The 12923-nt window shown below is 71.2% G+C and carries 13 protein-coding genes and 4 pseudogenes; 6 read left to right on the top strand and 11 right to left on the bottom strand.

Annotation, left to right across the window (positions count from 1 at the left end; genetic code table 11):
- Nucleotides 1-7 precede the first annotated feature (7 nt).
- From ACFZDA_RS12480 to ACFZDA_RS12505, 6 genes and pseudogenes are all read right to left on the bottom strand, one after another.
- Nucleotides 8-187, bottom strand: a pseudogene (locus ACFZDA_RS12480) (succinyl-CoA--3-ketoacid-CoA transferase); the annotation flags it as partial.
- Between the two features lie 263 nt (nt 188-450).
- Complete coding sequence (locus ACFZDA_RS12485; protein WP_391078988.1) at nt 451-618, bottom strand: hypothetical protein; 168 nt, start codon at nt 616-618, stop codon at nt 451-453.
- A gap of 150 nt (nt 619-768) precedes the next feature.
- On the bottom strand, nt 769-1470 hold the full coding sequence (locus ACFZDA_RS12490; protein ID WP_391078991.1) for a response regulator: 702 nt from the start codon (nt 1468-1470) through the stop codon (nt 769-771).
- A 60-nt stretch (nt 1471-1530) separates the two neighbouring features.
- Nucleotides 1531-3546 (bottom strand): FtsX-like permease family protein, encoded by a 2016-nt coding sequence (locus tag ACFZDA_RS12495; protein ID WP_391078994.1) that lies wholly within the window; start codon nt 3544-3546, stop codon nt 1531-1533.
- Nucleotides 3547-3569: 23 nt separating this feature from the next.
- On the bottom strand, nt 3570-4253 hold the full coding sequence (locus tag ACFZDA_RS12500; protein ID WP_391078997.1) for an ATP-binding cassette domain-containing protein: 684 nt from the start codon (nt 4251-4253) through the stop codon (nt 3570-3572).
- Between the two features lie 22 nt (nt 4254-4275).
- Nucleotides 4276-4647 carry a DUF4333 domain-containing protein gene (locus tag ACFZDA_RS12505; protein ID WP_391079000.1) on the bottom strand — a complete coding sequence of 124 codons (372 nt, stop codon included), beginning with the start codon at nt 4645-4647 and terminating at the stop codon, nt 4276-4278.
- Between the two features lie 151 nt (nt 4648-4798).
- Between ACFZDA_RS12505 and ACFZDA_RS12510 the strand changes: the two genes are divergently transcribed.
- From ACFZDA_RS12510 to lpdA, 3 genes are all read left to right on the top strand, one after another.
- Nucleotides 4799-5992, top strand: coding sequence for a histidine kinase (locus ACFZDA_RS12510; RefSeq protein WP_391079003.1), 1194 nt, complete (start codon nt 4799-4801; stop codon nt 5990-5992).
- An 8-nt stretch (nt 5993-6000) separates the two neighbouring features.
- Nucleotides 6001-6210 carry an SDR family oxidoreductase gene (locus ACFZDA_RS12515; RefSeq protein WP_391079006.1) on the top strand — a complete coding sequence of 70 codons (210 nt, stop codon included), beginning with the start codon at nt 6001-6003 and terminating at the stop codon, nt 6208-6210.
- Between the two features lie 290 nt (nt 6211-6500).
- Entirely contained in the window at nt 6501-7913 is a 1413-nt protein-coding gene (lpdA, locus tag ACFZDA_RS12520) for a dihydrolipoyl dehydrogenase (protein ID WP_391079009.1), read from the top strand.
- Nucleotides 7914-7960: 47 nt separating this feature from the next.
- On the opposite strand, the gene ACFZDA_RS12525 is transcribed toward lpdA, so the two are convergent.
- The 5 genes and pseudogenes from ACFZDA_RS12525 to ACFZDA_RS12545 all read right to left on the bottom strand — a co-directional run bounded on the left by ACFZDA_RS12525 (nt 7961) and on the right by ACFZDA_RS12545 (nt 10826).
- The gene (locus ACFZDA_RS12525; protein WP_391080110.1) at nt 7961-8203 is read right to left on the bottom strand and encodes an FAD-dependent oxidoreductase; all 243 of its coding nucleotides are present in this window, start codon (nt 8201-8203) and stop codon (nt 7961-7963) included.
- Between the two features lie 8 nt (nt 8204-8211).
- Nucleotides 8212-8664, bottom strand: a pseudogene (locus ACFZDA_RS12530) (FAD-dependent oxidoreductase); the annotation flags it as partial.
- Nucleotides 8655-9062 carry an FAD-dependent oxidoreductase gene (locus tag ACFZDA_RS12535; protein WP_391079012.1) on the bottom strand — a complete coding sequence of 136 codons (408 nt, stop codon included), beginning with the start codon at nt 9060-9062 and terminating at the stop codon, nt 8655-8657. The pseudogene ACFZDA_RS12530 and the gene ACFZDA_RS12535, both read right to left, overlap by 10 nt.
- A gap of 73 nt (nt 9063-9135) precedes the next feature.
- Nucleotides 9136-10164: an alcohol dehydrogenase catalytic domain-containing protein gene (locus ACFZDA_RS12540; RefSeq protein ID WP_391079015.1), complete on the bottom strand. Its 1029-nt coding sequence runs from the start codon at nt 10162-10164 to the stop codon at nt 9136-9138.
- A 248-nt stretch (nt 10165-10412) separates the two neighbouring features.
- Nucleotides 10413-10826 carry a hypothetical protein gene (locus ACFZDA_RS12545; RefSeq protein ID WP_391079018.1) on the bottom strand — a complete coding sequence of 138 codons (414 nt, stop codon included), beginning with the start codon at nt 10824-10826 and terminating at the stop codon, nt 10413-10415.
- Between ACFZDA_RS12545 and ACFZDA_RS12550 the strand changes: the two are divergent.
- The 3 genes and pseudogenes from ACFZDA_RS12550 to ACFZDA_RS12560 all read left to right on the top strand — a co-directional run.
- Nucleotides 10813-11205: pseudogene (locus tag ACFZDA_RS12550) on the top strand (aldehyde dehydrogenase family protein); the annotation flags it as partial. The gene ACFZDA_RS12545 and the pseudogene ACFZDA_RS12550 overlap by 14 nt on opposite strands.
- A gap of 378 nt (nt 11206-11583) precedes the next feature.
- The gene (locus ACFZDA_RS12555) at nt 11584-12480 is read left to right on the top strand and encodes an LLM class flavin-dependent oxidoreductase (RefSeq protein WP_391079021.1); all 897 of its coding nucleotides are present in this window, start codon (nt 11584-11586) and stop codon (nt 12478-12480) included.
- 52 nt (nt 12481-12532) lie between these two features.
- A pseudogene (locus tag ACFZDA_RS12560) lies at nt 12533-12703 on the top strand (helix-turn-helix domain-containing protein); the annotation flags it as partial.
- Nucleotides 12704-12923: the final 220 nt, after the last annotated feature.

Below are 12923 nucleotides of genomic sequence, written 5' to 3' on the forward strand. Positions count from 1 at the left end.
GAACAGTTCAGCAGGCGGCGGAGATGTGGTCTACGCGCAGGGGCGCGTCGGTGCGGGCCGCGACGTCCTCGAAGGTGACGCCGGGTGCGGTCTCGACCAGTGCGAGGCCGTTCTCGGTGACGTCGAAGACAGCCAGGTCGGTGATGATCCGGTGGACGCAGCGCTCGCCGGTGAGAGGCAGGGTGCAACCCCATGCCCTTGATGTCGGCCGCTGGTCCGGACAGCGGCGTACGGGTAGGGACGACTATGAGCTGCCCGGGATGCCGCTGCCATCCCTCGAGCGATCGGAATCGCGTATCCGGGCCATTGACGCCCTGGATGGCCCGGCAAAAGATCACTGATGGCGTGGACGGCCGCTTCAGGCACGAGTTGGGCGGCGGTGTCCCGGATCTCGGCCGGGCACGGGACACCGCTCGCGCCAACGCACGGCCGCAGTGGGCCTCCGAGGCGTCAGCGGACCGGCAGCGGCAGGACACCCCGGCAGGCGAGAAGTGCCACGGTCCCGACCACGACGTGCATCACCATCAACGCGACGACTGCCGGCGGGCCGCTGCCGAGCAGTGCCAGGTCGGGTACGAACGAGACGACCACGGCGACGGGCGCCGGCCACCGCGGCAACCCCGCCGGGTGCTTGGGTCACGCGGACGGTCTCCAGGCCGCGGTGGGGATGCCGTTCGCCGGACCGGGCGGGACCGGCTTGGCGAACGGCGACAGTCTTCGCCGTCATGGAGACTGCGCCGTCCGGCCGCCGACACAGGCGCCGGCACCTCATGCGCCGGGTTGCGCGTACCCGTTCTGCCAGGCCCAGGCCGCGATCCCGACCCGGTTCCGCGCGGCCAGTTTGAGCTGGACGCTGGACAGGTGTGTCTTGACCGTGGACAGGGAGACGTACAGCTCGGCGGCGATCTCGGCGTTGGTACGGCCGAGGGCGACCAGGCGGACGACGTCGAGTTCGCGGTCGGTGAGGGGGTCCGTGTGCGGGGTCGCCGGCTGCGCCGGGGCGGCGGAGGCGGCCTGCGGGGCGGTGATGTGCTTGAGGAGGCGGACCGTGACCGACGGCGAGACCAGCGAGTCACCGGCCGCGGCAGCGCGGACCGCCTCCGCGAGGAGCGTCGGGCCCGAGTCCTTCAGCAGGAACCCGCACGCGCCGCCGCGCAGTGCCCCGTACACGTACTCGTCGAGGTCGAAGGTGGTCACCACGACCACCCGCATGGGGTCGGCCACGTCGGGCCCCGCCAGCAGTCGGGTCGCCTCCAGCCCGTCCAGCTTCGGCATGCGGATGTCCAGCAGACACACGTCCGGTCGCTCCCGCCGAGCCAGCGCCACCGCCTCCTCGCCGTCGGCGGCCTCGGCGACCACGGTGATGTCGGGCTGTGCGTTGAGGAAGAAGCGGAAGCCGGTGCGGACCATCTCCTGGTCGTCGGCGATCAGGACCCGGATGGGCACCCCGTGGGCGGTTGGGCTGGTCATGGCAGGATCATGCCTCACAGGCAGGGGGCATCGGGGGCGGTTCCCCCCGCCGGTACGGCGTCAGTCCGCCGTCTGTGCCGGGCCTGAGGTCACCCTCCGCAGCAGGGGTCGGCTGCCGGCGATCGCGGCGAGCATGGCCAGCGCGCCGACGGCCAGGCAGATCACCAGTTGTACGGCGCCTGAGGTGTTGATGGTGGTGCCGGCCGCCTTGTTGAGCTGCATGGCGCCGAAGGCGCCCATGGCAGTGGTGCCGCCGGCCAAGACGGCGAGCGGGATGACGGTCTCGCGGATCCGGGCCCGGTCCAGCACCTGAAGCGGGGTGCCGGCCAGGCGCAGCAGGCCGTACACGCGGCGCCGGTCGAGGACGTTCGCGGCGGCCGTGAGGCCGGCGGAGGCGGCCGCGACGAGGAAGCTGAGCACGAGGGTGGCGGTGCTGACGGTGGCGACGCGGGCCGTGACCGTGTCGTCCGGCGCGGACACGTACTGCTGGGTGAAGGGGTACCTGCCCGATCCGAGGGGCGTCAGGGCGGTGACGGCGGTGTCGATGCGTTCCTGCCCGCCAAAGACGTGGGCGATCACGCCGTCGACGCCGCCGAGCAGGCTGTCGAAGTCGTCCCCGTTCGTGACGGTCACGGTCGCCGTGACGCCCGCTCGGCGCAGCTTCGTGCGGGCCTCGGCGGCGGCGTGCCGGGCGTCGGCGGCGTTCGCGGTGATCACCGCCACCTGGCCGTGGTGACTCGGGGTGTCGGAGCCCAGCGTGTTGACGGAGAAGAACCCGGCGACGAATCCCGCGAGCACCAGGCCGCTGACAGTGCGCCAGGCACTGCGCGGGTCGTCGCTGAGCCGGCGCGCGGCCAGCAGCGTGGCCGGGCGCTTGGCGTGGCGGCCCACGATCCGGCCGAGCCGGTCCACGACCCAGGGGCCGAGCAGCCAGAAGGCGCCGTAGAAGAGCGCGAGCAGGGCGATCAGCTGCCGGGGCTTCAGCTGGCCGCTGTCGCCGGTGGTCGCCCAGATGTAGAGCAGGACCGCGACGAAGAGCACCAGGCGGATCGCGCGGGTGCGGCGCGGGTCGGCCTGTTGTGCGACGCCGAGGGGCGAGGTGGCCACCTGGCGCAGCGTCGTCACCGCGCTGACGGTGATCAGCGCGGTGACGGCCAGCACCACGGCCGCGAGCCATGCCGGCCCCACCCACAGCTGACCGGTGTACCAGGGGCCGATGCCGTACGGGAGTTCGGCGAGCGCGGGCAGCAGTGCCGTGTAGGCGAGCGCGCCGGCCAGGGCCCCGGCCGCGCCGACTCCCGCCGCCTCGACGGCGGTCATGGCGAGGATCTGCCGCGGGGTCGCCCCGGCCAGCCGCAGTGCGGCGAGCCGCTGTTCACGCCTGGCCGCGCCGAGTCGTCCGGCGGCCGAGGCCAGCACGACGACCGGCATGACGAGCAGCACCACGCCCAGCAGTACGGTCCCCTGATCAAGGCTGGTGAACACGCTTGCCTTGGTGCCGGAGAACCCGGAGACCAGTGCGCGCTTCGTGAGGCCGTCGTCGTAGAAGTTCTGCTCCCCGGCAGCCTTGGAGACGGCCGCGTCGCCGGGCGCCCGTCCGACCACCGCGACCAGTTCGTCGGGGGAGGCGAGACCGGCGGCGCCGATCGTGCCGTAGGACTTCACCTTCGGGAAGCGGTCGGCGAGTTGGCCGGCGGGGAGCTTGTGCAGCAGTTCGGCCAGGGCCGGGGAGACATACACCTCGCCCTGCTTCGGGAAGCGGCTCACGCCGGGTGGCGCGGGGTTCGCCGCGCGGCCGGGCAGCTGGGCGAGGTTCACGACGGTGACGGGTTCGTGGCGGAGATAGGTGATGGTCGTGGCCTGGACGGCCGTCGCTTCCTTGGCCGATACGGCGTCAGGGGTGCGCCAGGTGGTGTGAGCGGCGCGGGCGCCCGCGCCGAGGGAGGCGGCGATCATCACCAGCATCAGGAACGCGCCGACGGCGGCGGCACCGGCCGCGAGCAGCTGGGACTGCAGGCCGCGGCGGCCGGAGGATCTGGCGAGGTGCCAGGTCAGGGGCAGGACAGGGGAACGCATGGCGGGCTCCGGGGAAGGCGGGGTCAGGCGACGGTGTACTGGGTCTGGCCGCCGATGCGGCCGTCGCGGACCTGAAGGATCCGGCCGCAGTGGGCGGCGACGTCCGCGTCGTGGGTGACCATGACCAGGGCGGCCCCGGTGTCCCGGGTGGCGAAGGTCAGCAGCTGGACGACCTCGATGCTGGTGGCCTGGTCCAGGGCTCCGGTGGGTTCGTCGGCGAAGACCACGTCCGGCTCGACGGCCAGGGCGCGGGCGATGGCGACCCGCTGGGCCTGGCCGCCGGAGAGCTGCCCGGGGCGGCGCTGCTCGAGTCCGTCCAGGCCCAGCGGCGCGAACCAGCGGCGGGCGCGGGTGACGGCCTCGCCGCGCGGCATGCCCTCCAGCATCAGCGGCAGGGCGGCGTTCTCCTCGGCGGGCAGCTCCGGCAGCAGCTGGCCGAACTGGAAGACGAACCCGAAACGCTTCCGGCGCAGGGCGCTGAGCCTGTTCTCGCCCAGCGTGTCGATGCGCTCGCCACGCAGCAGCACCTGACCCTCGTCGGGGCGGATGATGCCGGCCAGGGTGTGCAGCAACGTGGACTTGCCGGACCCCGACGGGCCCATGATCGCCAGCGAGTCACGCTCGCCGACCTCGACGTCCACGCCGGCCAGGGCGGTGGCGGAGCCGTACTTCTTGACGAGGCCGTGTCCGGCCAGAACGGTGCTCATGATGTGTCTCCCCTGCCCCTTCTCAGCGCTCGAACGTCCAGGTGACGCTCTTGGCGTCGGCCTTGGTCACACGCACGGGGATGCGGACTGTCCCGCCGCCGCTCTTCGTGCCGGTGCAGGTAAGGGTGGCTCCGGCCACGGCCTTGAGCCCGGTCGGGCAGGTGACGCCGGAGACCTTGTCGCCGACCCAGGGCAGCGGGTGGTACTTGCTCTCGGTGCGACCCGCGACGATCTTCGCCGCGAGAGCCTTGTGACCGTCCACCGACGCCGTGCTGTACTCGTCCAGGCTGCTGGTCGACTCGGTGCCGGAGAGCAGATACGTGCCGAGTCCGCCCAGCGCGACCACGGCGGTCACGCCGCCGACGACACCGACGAGGAACTTGCTGCGCTGCATGGCGTACTCCTGAGGTCCGTGGTGAGGATGCGGCTCCACCCTCGCCCGCGGGCCCGGGCACGCGCCTCGGCCGAACGGTCAGGGTCGTGGTCCGGGCCCCTCGGCCGTTCGGCCGATCCCGCCGCCGGGGGCCTGGCCTACGGTGAGCCGCATGAAATCCGCTTCCGTCCGGGGCTGCGCCCACGGCCTCGCCGTCGGTGTCCTGCTCGCCGCGTCCGTCGTCGACGTTCTCTACGCCGGCAACGATGGAGCGAGCGTCCTGCCGCCGGCGAACCCCGTCTGGCCGACCCTGGCTGTGGTGCTCGTCGGACTGGCCGCCGTGCTGTGGCCGGCCGGACGGCGGCCCGAGTGGCTCACACCGCAGCTGCGCACCGCCGTGCCCGCCCTCGCCTCGGCCCTCCTCACAGCCGCCTCGCTGCTGGTGCGAGAGGAGGTCGTGGTCGGCCCCGGCGAGATCATGATCCTGCTGACCCTGCTCTTCATCGCGGTACGGCACTGCCCGCCGCGCTGGGTGGTGGTGTGCGGCGTCCTCGACGCGGGCGCGCTGCTCACCCTGCCGGTACGCGGCGACGTGACGCTGAGCAGCGACGTGATGGGGCTGGAGATCATCGGTCTGCTGCTGGTCGGCCTCGTTGCCGGGCTCGCGGGCTATCTGCGCTCGATGGACTACCGCCGCACCGTCGCCGTCACCGAGACCCGCCGCAGCGAACGTCTGGCCATCGCCGCCGACCTGCACGACTTCGTCGCCCACCACGTCACCGGCATCCTCGTGCAGACGCAGGTGGCCCGCTTGATGACCACCACCCGGCCACAGGACCAGCAGCAGGAACTGGACCCCGTCCTGGCCGGTATCGAACGCGCCGCGACCGAGGCCCTCGCCTCCATGCGCCGCACGGTCGGCGTCCTGCGCGACACCGGCCCCGAAGCGGCCGACCGCCGCCCGGTCGGCGATCTCGCGGGCATCGCCGAACTGATCGAGGGCTTCGCGACCCCGGGCCAGCAGGTCGTCCTGCGCCGCGACCCCGCCGTGTCCGACCGCCTTCCCCACGAGGTGCAGGCCGCGGCCTTCCGGGTCGTCCAGGAGGCGCTCACCAACATCCGCCGGCACGCGGCCGACGCCCTGCACATCGAGGTCCGCCTGCGCGACGACACCGGCCGCCTGGAGGTGTCGGTGGCGGACGACGGCCGCGGCGGCACCCGCCTTCCGGCGGCCGCCCACGGCGGCGGCTTCGGCCTCGTCGGCCTCAAGGAGCGGGTGAACGCACTAGGCGGCGACCTGACGGCCGGACCGCGGGGTGGCGCTGGGTGGCAGGTGCGGGCGGTGTTTCCGGTACGGAAATCCTGAGGCCCCCCGTGCGGCCCCGGTCGCCTCCTCCCGCGGACGTTGCCAAGGCGGACGTCGACTCCGCTCTCGACGGTTTCAACGACTTCCACCCCCTGGGCCGTACCGGCACCCCCGACGACATCGCCGCCACCGTCGCCTTCCTTCTGTCGGATCAGACCGACTGGGTCACCGGCGCCAACTGGGACATCGACGGCGGAGTCATGGCCGGACGCAACTGACCTGTTCCAACCGCGGCATGTGGGGTTCCCGGGCGGTGACGCCCGGGACACTGCCGCCGCCCAGGGAATCAAGCTGCGGGACTTCCCTGCAGCTCGAGGAACTCGTCGCCCTCGTCGAGAACCGCCTGCCCCGCCCATACGCCGATCCATCGATCGAGCCTGGGCGGGGCCTCGTCGGTGCGCATTCTCCTCAACGCGCCGGGCGAGCCCCCGCCCCATAACCTCGATGGACGTTGTTCACTACGAGCTGTCACCGAACGGCAGTTGAACCGATGGAAGAGGAACGACCCATGGTCGAGCAGGACGAGCGATTCGATGTCGTCGTACTCGGAGCCGGGCCCGGCGGTTACGTCGCCGCAGTCCGCGCCGCACAGCTGGGCAAACGAGTCGCCGTCGTCGAGGAGAAGTACTGGGGCGGCGTATGCCTGAACGTGGGCTGCATCCCCACCAAGGCCCTCCTGCGCAACGCCGAACTCGCCCACATCGTCACCCGCGAGGCGAAGACGTTCGGCATCAAGGTCGACGGGCAGGTCTCCTTCGACTACGGCGAGGCGTACCGCCGCAGCCGCAAGGTCGCCGACGGCCGCGTCAAAGGCGTCCACTACCTGATGAAGAAGAACAAGATCACCGAAGTGGCCGGCCGCGGCACCTTCCTCGACGCGCACACCCTCCAGGTCACCGACTACGAGGGCACCACCCGCACCATCGGCTTCGACCACTGCATCATCGCCACCGGCGCCACCCCCAAGCTCCTCCCCGGCACCCGCCGCACCTCCCGCGTCGTCACCTACGAGGAGCAGATCCTCGCCGAGGACCTCCCGGAGTCCATCGTCATCGCGGGCGCCGGCGCCATCGGCATCGAGTTCGCCTACGTCCTGCACAACTACGGCGTGAAGGTCACCATCGTCGAGTTCCTGGACCGGATGGCGCCGCTGGAGGACGCCGAGGTCTCCGCCGAACTGGCCAAGCAGTACCGCCGACTGGGCATCGACGCGCTCACCTCCACCCGCGTCGAGTCCATCGACGAGTCCGGCCCGCGAGTCCGGGTCACCGTCACCGGCAAGGACGGCTCGCAGCAGGTCCTGGAGGCCGACAAGGTGCTCCAGGCCATCGGCTTCGCCCCGAACGTCACCGGCTACGGCCTGGAGAACACCGGCGTCACGGTCACCGAGCGCGGCGCCATCGACGTGGACGGCCGCTGCCGCACCTCCGTCCCGCACATCTACGCCATCGGCGACGTCACCGCGAAGCTGATGCTCGCGCACGCCGCCGAGGCGATGGGCATCATCGCCGCCGAGACCCTCGCCGACGCGGAAACGATGGAACTCGACTACGCGATGATCCCTCGCGCCACCTTCTGCCAGCCGCAGATCGCCAGCTTCGGCTACACCGAGGCCCAGGCCCGCGAACTCGGCCACGACGTCAAGGTGGCCAAGTTCCCCTTCACCGCGAACGGCAAGTCGCACGGCCTCGGCGACACGACCGGCTTCGTGAAGCTGATCAGCGACGGCAAGTACGGCGAACTCCTCGGCGGCCACCTCATCGGCCCGGACGTCACCGAGCTGCTGCCCGAGCTGACCCTGGCACAGCAGTGGGATCTGACCGTGCACGAGGTCGCCCGCAACGTCCATGCCCACCCCACCCTCAGTGAGGCGGTCAAGGAAGCGGTGCACGGCCTCGCCGGCCACATGATCAACATGTGAGCTGTCGGCAGACCCGACGCCCCCAGGAGGGCCTGGCAAACGAATGGCTACCGGGCCATTGAGGCTACTGAGATGTGATTGCGGGTGTTCGGGCGTCCGGGCGCTGCCAGTACGGCCCGTGCCGCTCGCTCTCCGGCGGCGAGGGCCCCCTCGATGTGTCCGGCGTACTCGGCCGCCGTCTCGGTCGACGCCCAGTGCAGCCGGCCGTCCAGCGCCGCCCGCGCCGATAGAGGGGATGACCGAAGAGCGAGTAGTCGGCAAGGCGCTGCACCGTGGACGGGGAGGTCCACCGCTCGGTGCTCCAGTTCTGCACGTACAGGATCTCCGGATGGGCCGCGGCCGGGCCGAAGAGCTGCGCGGTGACGGCCTCGTCGAAGCCCGGGCGGACGGTGCGCGCCTGCGCGAATCCGAACAGCGCGGCGGGCCGGCCGCCGGGCCCGGACATGTCGTGGACCTCCTGCAGCGGGCCACTCCTGCTGAACGCCGCACCGGCCAGCCCCTCTTCCCGCCAGAAGGCGGACGGGTAGCGGGCGACGACCTTTGCGACCGCCCCCATCCACACCGGGGTGGACCCGGCAAGGCGCACGACGTCGGCGGGCAGTGCGTCGCCGAAGCCGATGCGCTCCAGCGCCAGGGCCGGCGGGACGGCCAGAACGACGTGCTCGGCGTGCAGGGTTGTGTCCGGGGTGTGCACGTCGAGACCGCCCCGCCCGTCCGGCTGGATGGCGGTCACGGGCATGTTCAGCCGCACGGTGTCGGTGGGCAGCTCGGCGGCGAGGGCGGTGGCGAGGCTCTGGGAACCGGCGCGAAGCGATGGGAAGGGGAGTCGACCAGGTTGCCGGCCAGGCGGCGCGTGCCGGTCAGCTCATGCAGGAGGGCGTCGCCGGCGAGGTGCTGGTCGAAGGTCTCGATGCCGCTGCGTGCGGCCAAGGTCCGCACGCGCTCTTCTCCGTCCCAGAACCAGGTGGCTCCCAGGTCGAGGGCCCGCTCGGGGTGCGAGGCGGGGGCCGAGAGCAGGCGTCCGCCGATGCGGTCGCGGGCCTCCAGACAGACCGTGTCGCGGCCGGCGGCGTGCAGAGCGGTGGCCGCGGCCAGTCCGGAGGCACCGGCGCCGACCACGATCACGTCGTGACTGTCCAGGTGGGACATGTGTGAGGTGCTTTCTGATCAGGCCGAACCCTCGCCAGCAAGGTGGGGGCCGCTCGCGGTGGGGAGGGCTGGGTCACTCGCCGCCGGTGGTGTCCAGGACGATGCGGAAGCGGGGAGCTCCGGAGCGCAGCCGGGTCACCGCTTCGCCGGCCTGCTCCAGCGGCATACGTTCGATCATGGGGCGTACGCCGTTGATGACGGCGAACCGCATCGTCTCTTCCGTCTCCCTGGGGCTGCCGGTCAGATGTCCGGTGACGGTGTGGCCGTTCATCACGAGTCGGGCCGCCGGAACGGTGACGGATCCCGCGTCGACACCGACGAGGGTGAGCTGCCCGTGCACGTTCAGGCCCGTGAGCAGCTCGGCCACGGGCGCGGTGGAGGAGGCGGTGTGGACGATGAGGTCGGCGCCTCCGAGTTCCTTCAGGGCGGCTCCCGGCTCCTGGGCGTCGCTGTCGATGTAGTGGTGCGCGCCGAGGTCGCGGGCGAGCTTCTCGCGTTCCCCGCCCCGGGCGATGGCGACTGTCTCGAAACCGAGTTTCGCCGCGAACTGGACGGCGAGGTGCCCCAGACCGCCGATCCCGAACACCGCGACGCGACCGCCCGCACGCGTGCCGGCCTTACGGACGGCGTTGAAGGTCGTCACGCCCGCACAGCCGAACGGGGCCGCGTCGAAGAAGTCGAGCCCGTCAGGGATACGCGCGAGCGCGTCGGCGGGCACGGTGATGTTCTGGGCCCAGCCACCGGGGTAGGACAGGCCGGGTATCTTCCGTTCGGGGCAGTGGACGACGTCGCCCGCCCGGCAGAACGCACAGTGCCCGCAGCTGCCGCCGAACCAGCCGACGGCCACCCGGTCCCCGGCCGACCAGCCCTCGACCTGGTCCCCCACCTCCGCGATGACACCGGCGACCTCGTGCCCCGGCGTGACCGGGAAGGAGGTGCCCTTGCCGGTCGCTGCGGCCGTTCCGATGTCGGCGTTGCAGACGCCGCTCGCCGTGACGGACATCCGGACCGACTTCCCCATCGGGGATGTCGTCTCGCCCAGGGAGCGACTCAGCGGTCCCCGGGGCTCGGTCACGACCATGGTCACGGCAGCGTCTGACATGGTGACCTTCCATTCCGGCCATGAGGTTGCGTGAAGCTGTCGACTGCACGGGTGCTTATAGCTTCTGTGTATGCCGAATCAGCAGAAGCCCCACCGTAGGCCGAGGAGGGCGGGCCCGGTAGGGCACATCAGTGAATGAAGCGATAAGGCATGGCTATGGCGCTGGATCGCCTGAACGTCGAAGGGCTCCGGCACGCACAGGCCAAGACCAAGCCGTTCAGCGCCACGGCGACCGAGCGGTCCTTGGATCAGGCGGGCAGTCGGCCCTTGCTGCGCATGGCGGCGCGGACGCGTTCCTCGGCCAGACCGCGGCCTGCGATGTGCGGGGTGGTGGCGCGGCGCCGGGCTTCTTCGAGAACGGTGACGGCGTTGGCGCGCAGCCGCTTGGAGATCGTCTCGAAGATGGTGGGGGTTTCGGGCCGGAAGCCGGAGTAGCGGGCGTCCATGGCGAAGGCGGCGGCGACGACGCCGCCGGCGTTGGCGACGAAGTCGGGCAGCACGGTGATTCCGCGTTCCGCGAGGATGGACTGGGCCTGGGGCGAGGTGGGCAGGTTGGCGCCTTCCACCACCAGCCGGGCCTTGATCCGGTCTGCGGTGGCGTCGTCGATGACGTCCTGCAGCGCCGCCGGGACGAGGATGTCGCAGTCTGAACCCACCCTCATCACCGACGCGGCCCAGGACTCCGCGATCGTCCAGCAGGAGATCTTCGGCCCGGTCCTCGTCTGCCTGCCCTTCGACAGCGACGACGACTCGCTCCGGCTCGCCAACGACACCCCGTACGGGCTCGCCGCCTCTGCCTGGACCACCAACGTCTACCGCGCCGGCCGCGCAAGCCGCGAGATCCAGGCCGGCTGCGTCTGGATCAACGACCACATCCCGATCATCAGTGAGATGCCGCACGGCGGCTACAAGGCGTCCGGCTTCGGCAAGGACATGTCGGCCTACTCCTTCGAGGAGTACACCAACGTCAAGCACGTCATGACAGACATCACCGGCGTCGTGCACAAGGGCTGGCACGACGTGGTCTTCACCAGTCGCTGAGCCGTCCGGAAAGAGCATCATCATCAGCTCGACCACTGCTGCTCCCGGCCCTCCCGCTCCGCGGAGAAGCTCAGTGTCGCCACCGGAGGGGCGGTATCGAGGATCGGGAGAGGGTGGAACGGCCGAGGCCCACCAACCGAATCGTGTACGGGTGCGGGCAACGAGTCGGCCTGGAACAACCGCACTCCTTGAAGCAGGACCCCATCCCACGATTTGCTGACTCGGAGGCGGCGATCAAGCTCCCTGGCAGCTAGGCGCTTCTGTCCGTCCACCAACTCCGGCCAGGGCTACTGCCGCGCGAGATCTTCCTGCTGTGACAGGCAGGTCGCACCCAGGTGTTTGACCGCGAACGCCACCTCTGTTCGAATGAAGGGATCGATGATCGAAGATGGGGGTGTCGTGCGGGCCGGGATCACGATCTTGCCGGAGTACCGCTGGGCCGAGGCAAAGCCACGGTGGCAGGCGGCGGAAGCATATGGTTTCGCCCACGCTTGGACGTTCGACCACCTGGGCTGGGGTCCGCTCGTCGAGCACACCTGGTTCGGCGCCGTGCCGACGTTGAGCGCGGCGGCGACGGTGACCTCGCGGATCGAGTTGGGCTTCATGGTCGCGTCGCCGAACTTCCGCCACCCGCTGTCGTTCGCCAGGGACGTGCTCGCGGTGGACGACCTGTCCGACGGCCGCTGCACGGTCGGCATCGGCGCGGGCGGGGTCGGCGGCTACGACGTGGAGGTGTTCGGGGGCACCACGAAGGCCGCCAGCCCGTTCCGCCGGTACCGGGAGTTCGTCGAGCTGCTGGACGCCCTGCTGACCAAGGACCGGGTCGACTACTCCGGCGAGTACTACACGGCCGTGGACGCACGGAGCGCGCCGGGTTGCGTGCAACGACCGCGCACGCCGTTCGTGCTGGCGGCGAACGGGCCGAAGGCGCTGGCCCTGGCCGCGAAGCACGGCGAGGGGTGGGTCACCCTGGGCACCGACCACGATTCGTTGGACGGCTGGTGGCGCTCGTTGGCCGAGGTGTCGGCCCGGTTCGACGAGGCGTTGGCCGCCGAATCCCGCGCCCCCGCCGCGGTCCGCCGGTTCCTCCAGACCGACGCAGCGCCGGTCTTCTCGCTGTCGAGCGTCGAGTGCTACCGCGACTTCCTCGGTCGGGCGGACGAGCTCGGCTTCACCGACGTGCTGGCGCCGTGGCCGAGGGCGTCGGGCCCGTTCGCGGGTGACGAGGCGATCCTCGACACCGTGGCTTCGGACGTGCTGCCGTCCCTGACCTGACCTCGGCTACAGGTCCCACGGTCGGGTCGGGTACGCCAGCCTGGCCGGTGCCCTGAGCCGGCTCGTGGATGCGGCTTCGACGAATCGGCCGGCGGTCAGTGTCCGGCTGACTCAGCAAGAGCTCTCCCAGATGATCGGTACGTCCCGCAACACCGTCCGTGCGGCGATCAAGCCGTGGCGGGAAGAGGGCTGGCTGGAGACGGATCCGGGCGGCGGACTCCTGTTCCACGACATCACATCGATCGCGGCATGGGGCACTCGATTCCTCCGTCGAGACATGATCACCTCCAGGCCATGGCGCCCGGCGGTCACCGGGGCTCGGCTACGTTCCTCGGCCCGACCGCGCCCGCCGAGGCACCCGCCGTACTCGACAACACCTCGCTGCGGAACGCCAGCAGCGTCTCCACGGCGGTGTGCTCCTCGCGGGTGCGGCTCTGCGTTCT

The sequence above is a fragment of the Streptomyces sp. NPDC007991 genome, from assembly GCF_042958445.1.
In the GTDB taxonomy this organism is placed as follows: domain Bacteria; phylum Actinomycetota; class Actinomycetes; order Streptomycetales; family Streptomycetaceae; genus Streptomyces.